General features: G+C 58.3%; 11 protein-coding genes. All 11 read right to left on the minus strand.

Annotated features, from left to right (window positions below):
* Nucleotides 1-22: 22 nt before the first annotated feature.
* Complete coding sequence (locus tag BN1118_RS09735; protein ID WP_043555767.1) at nucleotides 23-1675, minus strand: DUF3466 family protein; 1653 nt, start codon at nucleotides 1673-1675, stop codon at nucleotides 23-25.
* Nucleotides 1676-1683: 8 nt separating this feature from the next.
* A complete protein-coding gene (gene uup / locus BN1118_RS09740) occupies nucleotides 1684-3594 on the minus strand; it encodes an ATP-binding cassette ATPase Uup (RefSeq protein WP_043555768.1) in 1911 nt (636 codons plus the stop codon).
* A gap of 66 nt (nucleotides 3595-3660) precedes the next feature.
* Nucleotides 3661-3897 (minus strand): glutaredoxin family protein, encoded by a 237-nt coding sequence (locus BN1118_RS09745; RefSeq protein WP_043555769.1) that lies wholly within the window; start codon nucleotides 3895-3897, stop codon nucleotides 3661-3663.
* Nucleotides 3897-6092: a bifunctional 23S rRNA (guanine(2069)-N(7))-methyltransferase RlmK/23S rRNA (guanine(2445)-N(2))-methyltransferase RlmL gene (gene rlmKL, locus BN1118_RS09750; protein WP_043555770.1), complete on the minus strand. Its 2196-nt coding sequence runs from the start codon at nucleotides 6090-6092 to the stop codon at nucleotides 3897-3899. The genes BN1118_RS09745 and rlmKL overlap by 1 nt, the downstream gene beginning before the upstream one ends.
* 755 nt (nucleotides 6093-6847) lie before the next feature.
* On the minus strand, nucleotides 6848-7351 hold the full coding sequence (locus BN1118_RS09755; protein ID WP_043555772.1) for a hypothetical protein: 504 nt from the start codon (nucleotides 7349-7351) through the stop codon (nucleotides 6848-6850).
* A 262-nt stretch (nucleotides 7352-7613) separates the two neighbouring features.
* The gene (locus BN1118_RS09760) at nucleotides 7614-8150 is read right to left on the minus strand and encodes a cell division protein ZapC (protein WP_043555773.1); all 537 of its coding nucleotides are present in this window, start codon (nucleotides 8148-8150) and stop codon (nucleotides 7614-7616) included.
* 87 nt (nucleotides 8151-8237) lie between these two features.
* Nucleotides 8238-9248 (minus strand): quinone-dependent dihydroorotate dehydrogenase, encoded by a 1011-nt coding sequence (gene pyrD / locus BN1118_RS09765; protein ID WP_043555774.1) that lies wholly within the window; start codon nucleotides 9246-9248, stop codon nucleotides 8238-8240.
* Between the two features lie 46 nt (nucleotides 9249-9294).
* Nucleotides 9295-14136, minus strand: coding sequence for an NAD-glutamate dehydrogenase (locus tag BN1118_RS09770; RefSeq protein ID WP_043555776.1), 4842 nt, complete (start codon nucleotides 14134-14136; stop codon nucleotides 9295-9297).
* Between the two features lie 278 nt (nucleotides 14137-14414).
* Nucleotides 14415-14636: a DUF2835 family protein gene (locus tag BN1118_RS09775; RefSeq protein ID WP_043555777.1), complete on the minus strand. Its 222-nt coding sequence runs from the start codon at nucleotides 14634-14636 to the stop codon at nucleotides 14415-14417.
* 120 nt (nucleotides 14637-14756) lie between these two features.
* Nucleotides 14757-17381: an aminopeptidase N gene (gene pepN, locus BN1118_RS09780; protein ID WP_043555779.1), complete on the minus strand. Its 2625-nt coding sequence runs from the start codon at nucleotides 17379-17381 to the stop codon at nucleotides 14757-14759.
* 136 nt (nucleotides 17382-17517) lie between these two features.
* Nucleotides 17518-19533, minus strand: coding sequence for a carboxy terminal-processing peptidase (prc, locus tag BN1118_RS09785; protein WP_042866428.1), 2016 nt, complete (start codon nucleotides 19531-19533; stop codon nucleotides 17518-17520).
* Between the last annotated feature and the right edge of the window lie 5 nt (nucleotides 19534-19538).

Here is a 19538-nt window from a genome sequence, read left to right on the forward strand (position 1 = left end):
AGACACTGAACCGCATTAATTTTTAGTGACATGCCTTTTTATCGTTGTAGCGGCGCAGCCAGGTAAACGGCAGAGCCAGCAGAGTCAACCAGAACAGGCTGCCACCACCGCTGCCACCATCCTGACCGGTCTGGTTGTTGACCGGTGCGTTGGCGACCACATAACCGGCAGGATCGTTGTTCTTGTAGTCGGTCACAACCGGCGCCAGCTTCACGCTGACCACGGTGGCATTGCTGCGGTTGTTGAGCTCGCTCTCGCTGTTATAGCGGAAAGCCGTCGCCGCCACGGTACCATCCGTGCTGATGCCGCTGGCATAAGCGATATGGTAGTAGTAGCCGTTCTGGGCGCACTGCTTGGCACCCGCATCATCCAGCCCGCAGATCAGGTCGTTCAGATACCAGTTGTTGCCGGTCGCCGCGTTGAGCAGGAAACCTTCCTGCATGCGATTGGTACCGTTGACCACAGGCTGAGTCTGATGACGAGAATCACGCCAGCCAACAACCATGTTGTGGTTGTTGATGGCGGCCGCCTCGGAGCCGGAGCCGCTCAGCGGCTTGTCCTGCAGGGAAACAATGGCATTGGTGGTCGGGGTGTTGAGATTGAACACGAACATCTCGACCGGGCGGTTCTGGCCCTTGTTGATGCGATAGAGCTGGTTGCCAATCACATAACCGTTGTCATTGACCCCCACGGCCCAGCTGTGTTGCAGCTTGGCGTCATCCTTGCCTGGCTCGCCTTCGGCCAGCGGTATGATTTGGGTGGTGCCTACCTTGCTGTTATCCAGATCCAGCGTCCAGTATGCCGCCAGGTTGCGACCATCCAGGTAGTTGGTCCCTATCTCGCCGGTGGAGGAGTAACCCACCCCGTAGAGGCTGCCGTTGAATTTGCCAACGCCGAGTGCGGAGGCAGTCTGCACCACCTCGTTGCGACCTCGGGCATATTCATTGGCCTGAACCAGCTTGTTGAAGGTGCCTGTGCTGTTGAGCAACCAGAAGCTGGCCTGGGTGTTGAGGCCCGGGCAGTAGCGGTAGTCACCATACTGACCATCGTTGCCAGCGAAGCACCAGTTGTAGGTCTCGGAATTGACGGCGATGTTCTTGCCGGTGGCGGCGGTGCCGGTCACCAGGTACTGGCCGTTGTCCAGCTTCTTGATGCTGGTCGGCACGCTCAAGCTGTGGGTGCTGGCGCCATCCTTGAGGTTGACGCTGTTGCCTTCCTCGACGACGGCAAATGCGGTGCGCAGCTTGCCATCCATCTTGTAACCGACGCGGGTGCCCGATACGTCGCCCAAAGCGGTGACCAGACCATCGGTTTCGTTGCTGATCACAGACCCTACGTTGCTGCGCTGATCTGTTTTGGCCAGAAAGTCGACACGCCACTGATAAGCAAAGTTGCTCTTGTCGCTCCAGAAGGTGTTGCAGACCGAGTTGGAGAGCATGCAGCCCTGCTCAAAACGGAAACGATCGACCAGGAAGTCGGCAAACTGCACGGTCGAGAAGTGTTCGGCCATGTTGTTTTTGGTGTTGATCCCGATGAGCCCGTTGCCATCGGCACTGATCCCGCTGGCATATCCCTTGTCAGACCCGTCGACAATGGTGAAAAAGGGGCTTTGTGCCGCCTGGGCATGCAGGCTGGCGCTGACCAGAATGGCCAGCATGGATAATTGCTTTTTCATCTACTTCCTTAGTCCTGATGTTTCAACGCTTCCAACTCCTCCCAACGGGAGAAGGCTTGTTCCAATGCAGCTTCTGCTGCATTCAGGGCATCCAGTTTGAGCTGGGTTTGATCGCTCGGCAGGGCGAAGAAACCGGGATGGTTTACCTCGGCCTGCAGGGCATCAAGCTCAGTCTCCAGCTGTTCCAGTCGGGCTGGCAGATTATCCAGCTCCAGTTGCAACTTGTAAGAGAGTTTTTTGGTTTTTGTGACCGCCTGGCTCACCACAGCGACAGGCTCTGGCGTTTTGGCCTGCGCCACTTTCGCCGCCTGTTGCGTGCTTTGCAAGGCACGGGTCGCCATCATGTCGGCATACCCCCCCACGTAATCACTGATGCGGCCATCCCCTTCAAACAGCCAGCAACCGGTCACCGTATTGTCGATAAACCGACGATCGTGGCTCACCAGCAACAGGGTGCCAGGATAGTCTGCCAGCAGCTCTTCCAGCAGTTCCAGCGTTTCGACATCCAGGTCGTTGGTTGGTTCATCGAGGATCAGTAAATTACTGGGCTTCAAGAACAATTTGGCCAACAGTAAACGGTTTTTTTCGCCTCCTGACAAGGCTTTCACCGGGGTTCGTGCCCGCTTGGGTTCAAACAGGAAGTCCTGCAGGTAACCCAGAATGTGACGGGAGCGACCGCGCACCATCACTTCCTGCTTGCCCTCCCCCACGTTGTCCATCACGGTCTGCTCGGGATCGAGCTGATCACGATACTGGTCAAAATAGGCCACTTCCAGCTTGGTGCCGCCCTTGACCAGACCACGGCTGGGCTCGAGCTGACCGAGCAACAGCTTGATAAGGGTCGATTTGCCGCAACCGTTGGGCCCCACCAGAGCAATCTTGTCGCCGCGCAGCACCTGCAGATCCAGCCCCTGGAACAGGGTCCGATCGCCAAAATCCAGCCCCAGCCCTTCGGTCTCGAATACCAGCTTGCCGGAACGATTCACATCGTCCATCTGCAGCTTGGCCTTGCCCTGCAGCTCGCGACGCTGGGAACGCTCCATCCGCATCGCCTCGAGGGCACGAACGCGCCCTTCGTTGCGGGTGCGGCGCGCCTTGATCCCTTGGCGGACCCACACCTCCTCCTGAGCCAGCTTGCGATCGAACTCGGCGTTTTTCAGCTCCTCGACCCGCAGCCACTCCTCTTTGCCCAGCAGGTATTGATCGTAGTTGCCAGGCCAGGAGGTGATCTCGCCGCGATCCAGATCGATGATCCGGGTCGCCAGCTTGTGGATGAACTCCCGATCGTGAGAGATGAAGACGATGGCGCCACGGAAATCTTTCAGGAACTCTTCCAGCCAGTTGATGGCTTCGATGTCCAGATGGTTGGTTGGCTCATCCAGCAGCAACAGATCCGGGTCACAGGCCAGCGCCCGGGCCAGGGCGACTTTGCGCAGCCAGCCACCGGAGAGGCTATCCAGGGTCGCGTCGGGATCGAGGTTCAGCAGGGTCAGCACCTGGCTGATACGGGTCTCGAACTGCCAGCCATTCTGATAATCGAGCTGTTCTTGCAGCTCGCTCATGATGCGAATGTTGGCATCGCTCGGATCGTGGGCCAGCTCCATGGAGATATGGTGATACTGCTTGAGCAGCTCGCCGACGCCGGCCAGCCCTTCGGCCGTGTAGTCGAACACAGTCAGATCGCTGGAGGCGGGCGGATCCTGCTCGAGGCGAGTCACCTTCAGATCCTGCTGTTGCACCATGCGACCGTCATCAAGCGGCAGTTCGCCGGCGATGACCTTCATCAGGGTGGACTTGCCCGCCCCGTTGCGCCCGACCAGACAGAGACGCTCACCGCGCTCTATGCTGAGCTCGGCATTGTCGAGCAGCGGGAAATCACTGAACGACAAGCAAGCGCCGTGCAATGTTAAAAGAGCCATTTTCGTTCCTTATTTCATATGAAAAAACGGGCGACAGACTGGGTCTGCTCCCGTTTCATCGTCAAATCAGCATTCATCCTGACGTTCAACCCAGGCCTTCAACTCAACCAGCGTGAAGGGCCAGCCCAGCTCGCGGCCAGCCTCATCCCGCAGCACAGGAATGCGTACCCGGTAGGCGGCAAGCCACTGCGCATCGTCCATGATGTCGCTCTGGCGGGTCTGGCCAGCCAGTCCGGCCTCCTTCACCAGCCCCCATGCCTGTTCGCACAGGTGGCAGCCGTCGGTGTGAAACAGGGTCAGCATCACGCCTGCGCTGGCGCCTCGGCGTGGGTGATGATCCAGCAGTTGTGGATATGCTGGTTACGCTCGAAGTCCTTCGGTCGGGTCTGCTGGGTGATGTTGCGAGCCTTGAGACCCGCGGCCTCGAGCCCGGCCAGATCCATCTTGAAGTGGCGCTTGTTGTTGGAAAACACCAGGGTGCCATCCGCCGCCAGCAGACGCTTCAGGTGCTGCATCAGCAGCAGGTGATCGCGCTGTACGTCGAAGCTCTCGTCCATCCGCTTGGAGTTGGAGAAAGTCGGCGGATCGATGAAGATAAGATCGTACTGATCATCGGCTTCAGACAACCACTTCAGGCAGTCGGCCTGCACAAACTTGTGCTGACGGCCCACCAGCGAGTTGAGTCGCATGTTGTCCTGCGCCCAGTTCAGGTAGGTGTGGGACATGTCGATGGTGGTGGTCTCGCTGGCCCCGCCAAGACCTGCGTGCACGGTAGCACTGCCGGTATAGGCAAACAGGTTCAGGAAGCGCTTGCCCCTGGCCATCTGACCCAACATGCGACGAGTCTGACGATGGTCGAGGAACAGGCCAGTATCCAGATAGTCGTAGAGGTTGACCCACAGACGGGCACCGTACTCCTGCACCTCCATCCGGTGCTGCTCTTCGGAGAGCTTCTGATACTGCTGTTTGCCTTCCTGACGCTCACGCACTTTCAGGATCACCTTTTCGCCGTCCATGCCGGTCACCTTGATGGCGGCTTGAACCATGTCGAGCAGACGCTGACGGGTCTTCTGGGCGGGGATGTCCTTGGGCGCTGCGTACTCCTGCACTACCAGATAATCCTGATAGCGGTCGATGGCGGCGTTGTATTCCGGCAGGTCCGCATCATACAGGCGGTAGCAGTCGATACCTTCCTTAGCGGCCCATTTTTCGAGGGTCTTCAGATTCTTGCGCAGACGGTTGGCAAAGTCCTGCGCGACCTCTTTCTGGGAAGCCACCGAGTCCAGCGCTATCTGGTAGTTGCGCAGCTGACACTCAAGGGCGCCGTTGAACAGGCGATATTGCTTGTCGGCACGCAGGCGCAGGCAGCTCAAGAGCTCGGGCGAGGCAGAGAGAATGGAGACGCGCCAGCCCTGGAAACTGCGACGCAGGGCATCACCGAGGGCCTGATGCACTTCCAAGAGCGCCGGGAACTCGCCAAGACGCTCGCCATAGGGCGGGTTGGAGATAAGCATGCCAACTTGGCGGGCCTCCCCTTGACCTTCTTCCCCTTCAACAGGGGCCGGCATCGGCAGCGGGTTTTCCAGCGCGGTGACATCGGCCTGCTTGAAGGTGATGAGGTGGGCCACACCTGCCGCCTTGGCGTTGTCGCGGGCCTTCAGCAGCACGCGGGGGTCGGCATCACAACCAAACAGCTTCACCTCGCAGCGCTGCATGCCGCGCTTGGCCCGCACCTGGGCTTCCATCATCAGGCTCTGCCACAGCTCGCCATCGTGCTGCAGCCAGCGATCGAAGCCGAAGCGTTCGCGGCGCAGGGCCGGCGCCATGTCGGCGGCGATGAAGGCCGCTTCAATCAGCAAGGTACCGGAGCCACACATGGGGTCCATCATGGGCTCACAGGCCCAGCCGCTACGGGCAATCATGGCGCAGGCCAGATTCTCCTTGAGCGGCGCCTCGCCTGTGCCCTGACGATAGAAACGCTGGTGCAGCGCCGGGCCTGACAAGTCCAGCGTGATATTGGCCTTGCCTTTGCCCAGGTGCGCCATGATGCGAATATCCGGCGATTTCTTGTCCACATCCGGGCGCACGTGACCGCGCTTGGTGAAGCGATCGACGATGGCATCCTTGATCTTCAGCGCGCCGTACTGGGTATTGCGAATGGCGGGGTTGGTACCGGTAAAGTCTACCGCTATGGTGGAAGTACCGGAGAAATGCTCTTCCCAGGGGATGGTGTGGGCGCCGAGATAGAGATCCAGATCGTCGTTCATCTGGAATTCGGACAGCACCAGCACGATGCGGGAGGCAAAACGGCTCCACAGGCAGGCCTTGTAACCAATGACCAGTTCGCCTTTGAAATGGACACCTGCGACTGTCTCACGGACCTGCTCTGCGCCCAGGGTGGTCAGCTCGTCGGCCAACAGGTTTTCCAGCCCCTTGGGGCAGGTTGCAAAAAATTCTTTCATCACGCTCACGGGGATGCCATAAAAATAGTGCCGCATTATACCTTAAGAGCCGATCCTGAGCAGCAAAAGCTTGGTGATGACGCCAGAAACAGGGTGTTTCTCTACGTGTTGGCCGGCTCACCTCCCCGCCCATTCTGCCATTCCCCTTGATACCAGGATGGGCGAGCCAGGCATTCGATGATGCCTGGCGCCAACTCACCTGATGGGGTGACAGGGTATCACCGTAAAATAGCGACAATCTGAACCGGGTTATATCTCCCTTGTCAGCAGGCTGAACATATTCCACATCCGTGGCGCAGCGGATCTCAACACATCATGATTGCCATATCTGACAGGCGTCAAACAAAGCTCACTGAGTTATTATCCTTCCGACAGAGCATGTCCTTTCGTTACCCCGTGTTTTTGCCCTCCCGTTATCGTCCGAAAACAGGAGGGCTATTTTTTACTTGCCGCGCCCCGCTATTCCATCAACTGTCAGACTGTCATATCTATCAGGTTTCAGGCTCAACCATACGTCTTAAAATAGCCGGGTGGCTGGAACAACAGCTTATTCCTCCTGTAGTGTGTGTTTGCCGCCCTCTCATCCTCTTGATGCGAGGGCATTTTTGTTGGTGGCATATGAGTATTCCCATAATGCCTCTGGCAACCGTCGATATCTGAATCAAAAAACTCGCTCGTCTTTGGGGATGTCACCAGATATTGATCGTTCCTGCTCTGTTCAGGCTCACTTGGTCATAAGCAAAATATAAAAACCCGCATCTCGCGGGTCTGTTACATCCAGAACAAGGGCATCAAATGGCCCAACGCAGGCCGAATGATGTCACGGCTACGTGTTTTCTGCCGGGCACATTATCCATCTTGGGGGCATACCCGATTTCCAAAGCCAGATTTTTATAGCCCAGGCTGACAACGGGCAGTACCGCAAAGCCATTGATACCTGAACCATCAAGATAGCCGGCCTGCAGTCCCAGACCGGCAAAGAAGTTTTCGGTGAGATACCACTCCTTGCGATACATGAAGCCTGCATAGGCCGCAAATTTTTCGTAAGAGTCCTCATAGCCCCCGCCACGCAATGAGAGCTTGCCGGTATCGTTATTTCCCAGAAAAACCCAATCCACCCCGAGCCCCGGATTGATATTGTTGAAGTCACAGGTTTTTCCGTGCGGTCCCTTGGCCGCTTGGCAACCACTGTGGATTGATGCTCCGTAGATGAGGACCGACAAATCTTCTGTCGCAGAAACGGTCAAAGGCAGAAATAATAGACTACTGGTCAGTAGATACTTGTTTATTGTCATGAGTCGTTTCCCTGATCATGTTGCTTACACGTATCAACCAGATACACACGTATTACACATCACAATTTCGAGACTACGGCGTTTGCAAACAAGCCTCAAGCGACACATGTCACAATTACCAGGTTAATGGAGGTAAACGAGCAAAAATAGAAACGTGACCAGACAGGAAGTTTCATGTTGAATTCATAATGAAGAAAAATACCCTGAACCAGAATGACATCAGGTTATTTTGCACCCACCGACAGAAGACAGGCGTCAACCATCACCCTACCTGACGGTATTGTGTCTGGGTCGACACCCTGGCGCTCATGCGATTGTTCATTACCTTGATCACCCCGAAACGGGGCAGGATCTTGCTGGCGGTCAAAATAAGATCATCCGTCAGATTCAGACAGACGCTGGCCTGTTCACCCGCCTCGATCACCATGAACTCCCCCTTGCCATGAGGGGTATTCATGCACACCAGGGCGCCGGTCTCAGGAATAATGAAGGGATGAACTTCACCAAAGAACCAGCTTTGCGGCATCAGGGGTTTATAAAAGCGACTGACGGCAATGGCATTGAGTACCAACTGAACCTGATGGGGAGTGCTCCAGTCGAGTTCGGCAGCCTTGTCCATCAATTGATAATAGAGGGCGGCATCGTCCACGCAAAAAGGCTGGGTGGTGAAGGAACAGGGGACAAGCTGTCGCCCTTTATATTCGGTCGCGAATATCATGCGATCGGATAAATCCAGCATCAGACGATCATCATGAGCATCATAATGCCACTGCCAATTGTCATTGGGTTGGATACACATGGGGGTGCCCTTACTGGAAGTCGTTACTCGACTTTATTCCATGTCGAGAATTTCAGCAACTTTAAATAAAGGGCACCCATTTATTTCTTAAATATGGGTCACAATCTCTTTGACCAGACTCGGGCCTTTATAAATAAAGCCGCTGTAAATCTGGACCAGACTGGCACCCGCTGCCAGCTTCTCCCGCGCCGCCATGGCGCTGTCTATGCCCCCTACCCCTATGATGGGCAGGGCGCCGTCCAGTGCCTTGGCCAGCTGGCGGATCACCTCTGTGCTCTTGTGCTGCAAGGGACGCCCACTGAGGCCACCCGCTTCACCTGCATGGGGCATGTCATAGATCATGTCACGCTCCAGGGTGGTATTGGTGGCAATCACGCCATCGATCCCGTTTTTGATCAAGGACGCAGCTACCTGATTAATTTCATCCAGACTCAAGTCCGGTGCAATTTTAACTGCGAGCGGCACGTACTTCTTATATTGGGCAGCCAGCTCCTGCTGACGAACCTTGAGCGCGGCCAGCAACTCATCGAGTGCGTCACCGTATTGCAGCTGACGCAGACCCGGGGTATTGGGGGAAGAAATATTGACGGCAATATAACCGGCATGATCATAAACCTTGTCCATGCAGATCAGATAATCATCCTTGCCCTGCTCTATCGGGGTGTCCTTGTTCTTGCCGATATTGATGCCGATGATGCCCTGGTATTTGGCTTTCTTGACCTGGGCAACCAGATGGTCGACACCCTTGTTGTTGAATCCCATCCGGTTGATGATCCCCTCTGCCGGAATAACCCGGAACAGACGAGGCTTGTCATTGCCGCTCTGGGGCTTGGGAGTCACTGTACCTACTTCAATAAAGCCAAACCCCATGGCCCCGAAGGCATCGATGCACTCCCCGTCCTTATCCAGACCCGCAGCCAGTCCGACCGGATTGGCAAAATAAAGCCCCATGACAGTGACGGGGCGTTTGGGCAGTGAATGGCGGAAGAAACAATCAAGTGGCGTACCGAGAAGGCGGGGCAAATATTTGATGGAGAGATCGTGTGCCTGTTCAGGATTGAGCTTGAACAAGAAATGCCTGGCGAGGGGGTACAACATTTTTGCTCCTTAAAAAAGCCCCGGCAACTGGCCGGGGCTTTAGGGGTTATGCCGAGGTTCGGCAATTCAACTGGAGCAGGTTCAACTCTCGCAAGGCCACCGAGAACTTGGCGAACTCGTGGGTGCTCGTGGTCTTGAAGTCGGCCAACATATGGGTCCAACGGGACAAGAGTTGCTCATGCTCCGAAATCCAGTCGGCCAGTATGGTAGCGCATTCTCCCTGCTCTTTGCACCCTTCCAGTACCACAGATGTGAGGCTGCGCTGCTGCCAGTCCAGATCTTCACGGAAGGAGGCCCGTGCCATCGCCTGCCAGTGGTTGCCCACCGGTTGATGGTTGATCTGATCGAGGAACCAGTGCAGATCCAGCTTGGCGCCGAGGCGATAGTAGACATTGGCGGCGCGCACTATGTCGGTCTTGTGCTCCGCGGCAATCTGCGCCAGATCCAGGCTGGAGAAGAGGCTGCTCATGTGGGCCACCTGACGGGCGATGGCATCCGGCACCTGCTTGGCCACCAGCGCGGCCACTGCCTGCTGGTGCTCGGCCACCTCGCTCTCGTCCATCACCTCGTAGAGGTGGGTCCCCAGGGTCTCGAACGCCGGGCGGAAGAAGGCGATGTTCTCAGCTATGCTCCAGCTGCGATTGCGGGCACGCAGGAACCAGCGGGTGGCACGGCGCACTATGCGACGGCTGTAGAACATCAGCTCGAGCTGGGTCTCTGCACCCACCAGGTTGTCGCACCCTTCGATGTCGCGCCACAGGGTCCCTAAGCCAAACACCTCGCGGGCCATGGCAAAGCAGCAGGCCACTTCGGCCACGGAGGCACCTGTCTCGTCCTTCATCCGGCTGGCGAAGTTGAGCCCCATGTCGTTGACCAGCATGTTGGCCACCCGGGTCGCAATGATCTCGCCACGCAGCGGATGCTGGGCAAGCTGGGCACCGAACTGCTGCTGCAGCTTGGCCGGGAAGCTGGTGACCAGCATGTTGGCCAGGAAGGGCTCTTCGGTGATCTCCGGGCAGTTGAGTTGCTCCTTGAGCACCATCTTGCCGTAAGCCACCAGCACCGCCAGTTCGGGACGGGTCAAGCCCTGCCCTGCCGCCATCCGCTCGGACAGCTCCTCATCGGAGGGCAGGAACTCCAGCCCCCGATCCAGCTTGCCTTCGCGCTCCAGCCCCTGAATGAAGCGTTGCTGCTCCTTGAGCTGCTCGGTACCCCGGAAACTGGTGACCGAGATGGACTGGGACTGACGGTAGGCGTTGGTGATGACGATCTGCGCCACGTCATCCGTCATCTCGTACAGCATCTGGTTGCGCTGCTTGAGGGTCAAATCGCCGGCGGCCACCAGCTGGTTCAACAGGATTTTGATGTTGACCTCGTTGTCGGAGCAATCCACCCCGCCCACGTTGTCGGTGAAGTCGGTGTTGATGCGACCGCCCTGGCTGGCGTACTCCACCCGGCCGAGCTGGGTAAAGCCCAGGTTGCCACCCTCACCGACGATATGGGCACGCAGGTCACGACCATTGACCCGCAGCACGTCGTTGCTGCGATCCCCCACTTCGGCATCGCTCTCGCGGGAGCTCTTCACATAGGTGCCGATACCGCCGTTCCACAGCAGGTCCACATTCAGGCAGAGCAGCGCCTTGATCAGTTCGTTCGGCGCCATGCTGGCCTTGTCGGTACCGAGCAGGGTCTGGATCTGCGGGCTCAGCTTGATGGACTTGGCCGAGCGCAGGAAGATGCCGCCCCCTGCCGAGATGAGGTCGCGGTTGTAGTCATCCCAGCTGGAACCCGGCAACTCGAACAGCCGCTTGCGCTCGACGAAACTCTTGGCCGCATGGGGCGTCGGGTCAATGAAGATGTGCATGTGGTTGAAGGCGCCCACCAGCTGGGTGTGCTCGGAGAGCAGCATGCCGTTGCCGAACACGTCGCCCGCCATGTCACCTATGCCCACGCAGGTGAAGTCGGTGGTCTGGCAGTTGATACCGATCTCGCGAAAATGCCGTTTGACCGACTCCCAGGCGCCGCGCGCCGTGATGCCCATCTTCTTGTGGTCATAACCGACCGAGCCACCGGAGGCGAACGCATCGCCGAGCCAATGGCCATATTCCTGGCTTATCTCGTTGGCGATGTCGGAGAAGGTCGCCGTGCCCTTGTCGGCCGCCACCACCAGGTAGTAGTCATCCTCGTCGTGGCGTACCACGGATTTGGGCGGGATCACCTCTCCCTGGATGATGTTGTCGGTCACATCGAGCAGACCGCGGATGAAGAGGCGATAGCAGGCCTTGCCCTCCTCCTGGATGACGGCGCGGGCCGCCCCCACCGGCATCTGTTTGCAGTAGAAGCCGCCCTTGGCCCCCACCGGCACTATCACTGTGTTCTTCACCTGCTGCGCCTTGACCAGACCCAGCACCTCGGTGCGGAAATCTTCCTTGCGATCGGACCAGCGCAGACCGCCACGGGCCACCTTGCCCCAGCGCAGATGCACCCCTTCCACTCGCGGCGAGTAGACGAAGATCTCGAATTTCGGCAGCGGCAGCGGCATGTCGGTGATGCTGGAGGGCGCCAGTTTGAAGGAGACGTAAGGCTTGACCTGACCCTCCTTGTCCAGCTGGTAGTAGTTGGTGCGCAGGGTGGCGTCGATCATCTCAACATAACGGCGGATGATGCGATCGTCATCCAGGTTCGCTACCTGATCCAGCTTGGCGGCCAGTTGCTCGTGCAGCCTGGCCTGTACCTTGGCATCCTGTTTGCCAGCCGGGTCGAGGCGCTGCTCGAACAGGGTGAACAGCAGCTGGGCGATATCGGGATAACGGGTGAGCGTCTCCTCTATGTAAGACTGGCTGAAGGAGACGCCGGTCTGGCGCATGTACTTGGCGTAGGCACGCAGCACAGAGACCTGACGGCCGGTGAGGCTGGCACCCAGCACCAGACGGTTGAAGCCGTCATCCTCCAGCTCCCGGTTCCAGACGGCCGCAAACGCCTGCTGGAAGCGCTGCTGGCTCTGTTCCAGATCAAACGGCTGATCGCCACGCAGCAGCATGGAGAAGTCGAGGATCCAGAACACATCCCCCGAGGGGGTACGGACCTGATACGGGGTCTCGCCTATCACCCGCAGCCCCATGTTTTCCAGCATGGGCAACACATCTGAGAGGTGAATGGGTTCGGTACGGTGGAACAGCTTGAGGCGGACCCGGCGATCGTTCTCCTCCTCCTGGGCACGGTAGAACAGCATGCCAAGGGGATGGGTTTCGCTCAGATTGTCCAGCTCCATGATGTCGGCCACGGCGGAGCCCGGCAGCACATCTTCCTTGTAGGCACGGGGGAAGGCTGTGCTGAAACGACGGCGCAGGGCATTGCCACGGGCCTCGCCATAGTGCGTCAGCAGCACTGAGTCGAGCCGGTCGTCCCAGCTGCGGGCCGCTTCAATCAGGTTGTTCTGTACTTCGTTCACGTCCACATCCACGTTGTTATTGTTGACCCGCACTATGTAATGGGTCCGCGCCAGCACGCCTTCGGAGAAGTAGACGTTGAACTCCACCTCTTCGCTGCTGCCGAAATATTTCTGCAGTATCTGCTGGGTCTTGACCCGCAGCGCCGTGTTGTAGCGTTCCTTGGTGACATAGACCATGCAGGAGAAGAAACGACCGTAGACGTCGCGGCGCACGAACAGCCGCAGCATGTCGCGCTCCTGCATCTCCAGCACGCCGAGACCCGTGGCCAGCAACTCCTCTTCGCGAGCCTGGATAAGCTCGTCGCGGGGATAGGTTTCCAGCACGTTGAGCAGGGCCTTGTAGGCGTGGGAGCCCTTCTCATGACCGGACGAGGCCATGATGCGCTCGAGGCGGTGGCTGATGAGCGGGATCTGGGTCGCACTGGTGTTGTAGATGGAAGAGGCGTAGAGACCGATGAAGCGATCCTCTCCCACTACCTTGCCGTGCTCGTCGAAACGCTTGATGCCGATGTAATCCACATAAGCCGGGCGGTGGACCCGGGACTTGCTGTTGGACTTGGTGAGGATCAGCAGGTCGGAGCTCAGGGCCGCATGACGGGCACTGGCCGGCATGTTGCCAAGGCGCTGCCCCTCATCCTTGATGGAGTTCTTCATCAACCCCAGGCTGGAGTCCGGCAGCGGCAGGATCTCGTGATCCCCCTCCACCGCCTTGACGTCGTAGCGGCGATAGCCCATCAGGGTGAAGTTGTGGGCGGCCACCCACTTGAGGAAGGCGACACAGGAGGCGACCTCCTCCTTGCTGACCGGGTTCTTGCGCTTGGGCAGCTCGTCGATGATCTCGTTCAGACGACCCAGCATGGGCAGCCAGTCACCCACCGCCAGCGCCACTTCACCGGCGACCGAGTGGAGCTCGGCGGCCAGCGCCTCCATCTGATCGTCACCGGTCAGGTGATCGATCTCGATGAGGAAGGCGGTTTCAACCGAGGTCTGCCCGGCCGTGTTGTCGAGATCCAGAATGGCGCTGATCTTGCCTTCGTTGCCGCGAATGAGGTGCAGCGGCTGGTGCAGCATCATGTGGGCCGTGATGTTGAGACGCTTGAGCGTCATGCGGATGGAGTCCACCAGGAAAGGAGAATCCTGCAGTATGATCTCGACTATGGTGTGGGGAGACTGCCAGCCGTGGCGGGTCAGCTCGGGATTGTAGACCCGGATGTAGGGCTCCGTGCTGGTACGCTGGTTGAGCGCATTCCACAGGCTGAGCGCTGCGCCGTAGAGATCGCTGTCATTGCGATCATGCAGATCTGTGCTGGCCATGTTGCCGTAGAACTTGGCAACGAAGCACTCGACCAGGGAGGCACTCTTCTTGGGCAACTTCTGATGGATCAGGCTGAGAACGTTTTCGAGCAGAACTGAGGTAGGGGCGTCTTTCAATGCCATTGCTATATTCCTTATCGGACGACATTAACCACCGACGGAAAGACATCCACCCTGGATGCCCACCGGTACAGAGTTGCTGCGAAGTGTAATGTCTTGGATCAAGGAAGGCGAGCAAAGGTGCTAACGAGATGTTAAAAACAAGGGGCAGATCACGGCTTGAGCTGTGAAAAATTTTGCCAATTTGGCAAAAAACAGAAAATCCCACTGGATGATTGCGGATTTACCGGATAGATAGTGACTGAAAGCAGATAATTACTCGGGATCCTGTTCAGATTTTGTTAATTTATGCGTTCCAGGCTGATAAAGCGATAATCGTCCTGGGTTTTCAGCCGGAAATAGCCGTATACACCATTGATAGCGACGAATGGCCGGATTTTTTCCAAGGCCAGCTCTATGGTCAGGCCCTGCTCGGTACGCACTACCAGCCGTCTGGCATGGCCCTGATACATCAGCATGATCTCGTCGCTGTTGAGCGACAGCCGGAAAGTAAACTGCTTCACTGTGACTCCTGATAAAAGGCAGCTTGTGGACGTCCCCACAAAGATAACGCCGGTGCCTTGACCTCGCGCTCGATAAAACAGGGCAGGAGAGCCGGCCCCCCTGCCCTGCACCACTCTTAATTACTGCTGCAACGCCTTGCTTATCTTCTCGAACAGATCCCGCGCCAGCCCGTCCAGGTTGAACAGCCGGAGCAGCTCTGCGCGGATCAGCGCCTTGCGCGCCTCATCCAGTCGCTTGAACTGGATCAGCGGCGTGATGAGGCGAGAAGCCACCTGAGGATTGACCTCGTTGAGCTCGATCAGCAGATCGGTCAGGAAGCGGTAACCACTGCCATCGACGGCGTGGAACTGCACCTGGTTGTTCATGGCAAAACTGGCCACCAGTGCGCGCAGCCGGTTCGGGTTGCGAATGCTGAAGGTGGGATGGGCCATCGCCTGGCGCACCTCGACCAGCACATCGCTCGCCGGCTTGGCGCCGACCAGCCGCAGCCAGTTGTCCAGCACCAGTCCATCCCTGGCCCACTTGCCTTCGAAGTCCGCCAGCAGGGCGGCCCGGCATGGCAGCAAATAGCCGTTGGCCACCTGCAGCGCCGCCAGGGTGTCGGTCATATTGTCGGCTCCCTGATACTGTTCCCGCACCAGGGCATCGGCATGCTCGGCATTCAGTGCCGCCAGATAACCCAGCACCACCCCTTTGAGGGCCCGCTTGGCCATGTCGGCATGAACCACCTGATAACCTTGCAAGCGCAGGCTCTCGTAAGTGGCCGTCAGCCGGGCACCGAACGCCTGCGCCAGCGAGGCATGAATGATATCCCGCACCTGATGGATGGCATCGATATCGGCCACCTCGAACAGCTCGGCCAGGGTAGCTTCCCCCGGCAGCGCCAGGATCTCCGCCTTGAGGGCAGGATCGAGTGCTGCATCGTCCAGAATGGCGACAAAGGCCGCCAGCAGGGTCTGGGAAAGCTCGACTCCCTGCCCGTGCTGGACCCGTGCCACCCCGTCGATCACCGCCTTGTTGATCAGCATCTGGGCGGCATCCCAACGGGCGAACTCGTTGCGGGCAAAGCGCATCAGGAAGGCCAGCGCCTCCTCGCTGTAGTCATAGTGCAGCTTGACCGGCGCGGAGAAGTCCCGCAGCAGGGAGGGAACCGGCTTGACCGGCACCCGATCGAAGACGAAGGTCTGCTGTGCTTCCAGCACGTCGAGCACGTTGCCGATGGCCTTGCCCTGATACTGCAACGGGATGACGGCCCCCTGCTCATCATAGAGTTCGATGTCGAGCGGAATATGCAGCGGCAGTTTTTGCGGCTGATCCTGGGTCGGCGGCGTGTGCTGGCTCACATGGAGGCGATAGACGCCGCTTTCAGCATCGTACTCATCGGTCACAGTGAGTTCAGGGGTACCGGACTGGCTGTACCAACGGCGGAAACGATCGAGATCCACGCCGGAAGCATCCTCCATCGCCTGCACGAAATCGTCACAGGTGACCGCCTGCCCGTCAAAGCGCTCGAAGTAGAGCTTCATCCCGGCTTGGAAGTTGGCTTCCCCCAGCAGGGTGTGCAGCATGCGGATCACTTCCGAGCCCTTCTCGTAAACGGTCAGGGTATAGAAGTTGTTCATCTCTATCACCACATCCGGACGGATGGGGTGTGCCATGGGGCCGGCGTCTTCGGCAAACTGCGGGCCACGCACGGTGCGCACGTTGTTGATGCGGTTGACCCCGCGCGAACCCAGATCGGAGGAGAACTCCTGATCCCGGAACACGGTCAGCCCCTCTTTGAGGCTGAGCTGGAACCAGTCGCGGCAGGTGACGCGGTTGCCGGTCCAGTTGTGGAAGTATTCGTGGGCGATGACCCGCTCGATGCCGTGGTAGTCGCCATCGGTGGCGGTAGCCGGGTTGGCCAGCACGAACTTGGAGTTGAAGATGTTGAGCCCCTTGTTCTCCATGGCGCCCATGTTGAAGAAGTCCACCGCCACGATCATATAGATGTCGAGGTCGTACTCGAGGCCAAAGCGCTGCTCGTCCCAGCGCATGGAGTTGACGAGGCTCTCCATGGCGAAACCGGCGCGGTCCAGGTTGCCCTTGTCGACGAAGATCTCGAGCGCTACCTTGCGGCCGCTCCTGGTGGTGTAGTGGCTGCGCTCCACGTCGAAGTCCCCGGCCACCAGCGCAAACAGGTAGCTGGGTTTGGGGAAGGGATCCTGCCACTGCACGAAGTGGCGACCGCCATCCAGCTCGCCACTGTCGACCTTGTTGCCGTTGGAGAGCAGGAAAGGGAACTGGGATTTATCGGCTGTGATGCGGGTGCTGTAGCGGGCCAGAATGTCGGGCCTGTCCAGGTAATAGGTGATGCGGCGAAAACCCTCGGCTTCACACTGGGTGCAATAGGCATCGCCGGACTTGTAGAGCCCCTCCAGCGCCGTGTTGGCGGCAGGATCCAGCAGGGTGACAACGGTCAGCACGCACTCGGCCGGCAGGTTGAACAGGGTCAGGCTGCTCTCCCCCAGCTCGTACTGGGCAAAGGGCACGCCATCCACGCTGACGCTGTGCAGGGAGAGCCCTTCTCCATCCAGCACCAAGGGTTCATTGTGCTCGCCATTGCGGCGCAGACGGGAGATGGCGGTAACCTGGGTCAGCGGCTCCTGCAGTTGAAAATCGAGATCGATGCTGTCGATCCAGTAGAGCGGAGCCTGATAATCCTGGCGATATTTGGCCGTCATGGCCTGGGAGTGATCGGTCATTATTGTTTGCTTCCACGCTTGTAATTGACGTGTCAGAGGCTGTCACAACCGGTTGGCAGGGTCAAATAGTTTGCATTCAGCCAAAAGAAAGGGCGACCTGAGTCGCCCTTGTATGCATGTTGTTCGTCAACCAATGTCAGCCCTGTTTGCTGAGTCTGGCCAGATCCGCCGTGATGTTGGCAGCCTCGACCAGATACTCGTCGGGGGCTTCAAAATCGGCCGGCAACTCGTCCAGGCTCTTCACCGCCGGCTTGCCAAGGCGAGCCAGACGCTCGTTGGTGCGCGCCAGCGCCTTCTCGTCCTGCTTGGCCTGATCAGCCAGACGCTCCGCCTCGTTGAGGGAGACCGACTTCTTGTCCTTCTCCTCCTTGTAGTCGGCGATGTCCTGCATCACATAGGCAAACTCCGGATCCTTGTTGATCCGTGCCTCGTGGGCCGATTGCAGCTTGGGCAACAGGCTGGCGAAATTGCCGAGCTTGTCGTACTTGGCCGAGGCTATCTTGTCCCAGGGCAGCGCGTTGAACTCACGGCTCTCACCCGTCTCTTCCGGGGCGACCGCAGTGGGGAAGCCGATGTCGGGTGCAACCCCCTTGTTCTGGGTGCTGCCACCGTTGATCCGGTAGAACTTGGCGATGGTGTACTGCACGTGACCCAGCGGCTGCTCGTAGAAGTCATAGACCTTGGCGAGGCTACGATGCTGTTGCACAGTGCCCTTGCCGAACGAGTTCTCACCCAGGATCAGGGCGCGACCATAGTCCTGCATGGCGGCGGCAAAGATCTCGGAGGCCGAGGCGCTGTAGCGGTCGATCATCACCGACATGGGGCCGCCGTAGTAGACGTTGCCATCGTCATCGCCATTGACCGTGATACGGCCCATGTGATCACGAATTTGCACCACGGGACCGCTGGCGAAGAAGAGGCCGCTCAGGGCAGAGGCTTCGGTCAGTGCACCGCCGCCGTTACCGCGCAGATCGACGATCAGGCCTTCGATCTTCTGCTTGTTGAGGCTGGAGAGCTCCTTGATCACGTCGTCGTGCAGATTGACGTAGAAACTCGGGATCTCGAGCACCCCAATCTTCTTGCCTTCGGCGTTGATCACCTTGGACTTGGCGGCCCTGTCTTCCAGGCGCACCTTGTCGCGGGTCAGCTCGATCTGCTCGGTCTTGGCGGTGGCGCCCTTGCCGCGCTGGATCTCCAGCTTCACCTTGCTGCCTTTTGGCCCCTTGATGAGTTCGACCACGTCATCGAGACGCCAGCCGATCACATCGACAATCTTGCCGTCGTCCTGCCCGACCCCGGTGATCTTGTCATCAGGCTTGAGGTGATTGGACTTGGCGGCCGGGCCACCCGGCACCAGGGAACGAATAACGGTAAAGTCATCTTCCGCCTGCAGCACGGCACCTATGCCTTCCAGCGAGAGGTTCATCTCGGTATTGAAGCGATCGGCGCTGCGCGGGGAGAGATAACTGGTGTGCGGTTCGATGGCGCGGGCGAAGGAGTTCATGAAGAGCTGGAACACGTCCTCGCTCTCGGTCTGGGACATCCGCTTGATGGCGTTGTTGTAACGCTTGCCAAGCAGCTCCTTGATCTCGGGCCACTCCTTGCCGCTGAGCTTGAGGCTCAGGGCATCGAACTTGACCCGCTGACGCCACAACTCGTTGAGTTCTGCTTCGTCTTTGGGCCAAGCCGCCCCTTCCCGATCAAAGATGTAATTGTCGGGCTGGGTAAAATCGAAAGGAGTATCGAGCAGTTTGAGGGCGTATTCGAACCGCTCATAACGCCGCTGCTGACTCAGATTGAACATCTCGTAGGCAGGTGCCAGCCGTCCTCTTTCGAGGTCGGTGTCAAAGCCGTTACGGTACTTTTCAAAGCGGCTGATATCAGAGGCCAAAAACAGGTTTCTGCTGTAGTCCAGATTCTCCAGATACTTGTCGTAAATCACGGAGGAAAAGGCATCGTCCAGCTTGAACTGCTTGTAATGCGAGCGGGTAAACAGATTGGCAATTCGCTTGCTAGCCGTAGCATGTTGGCTCTCTTGAGCCAACACAGGCAAATCACTTTCCTTGAGCACCGGCTCGATGGCCTGTGCAAGCCCGGCAAGCGCCAGGCTACAGGCAACGAGGGAAAAACGAATTACGCCATGCTTCAACATTTGTC

This window comes from Aeromonas bestiarum (genome assembly GCF_000819745.1).
Classification (GTDB): Bacteria; Pseudomonadota; Gammaproteobacteria; order Enterobacterales; family Aeromonadaceae; genus Aeromonas; species Aeromonas bestiarum.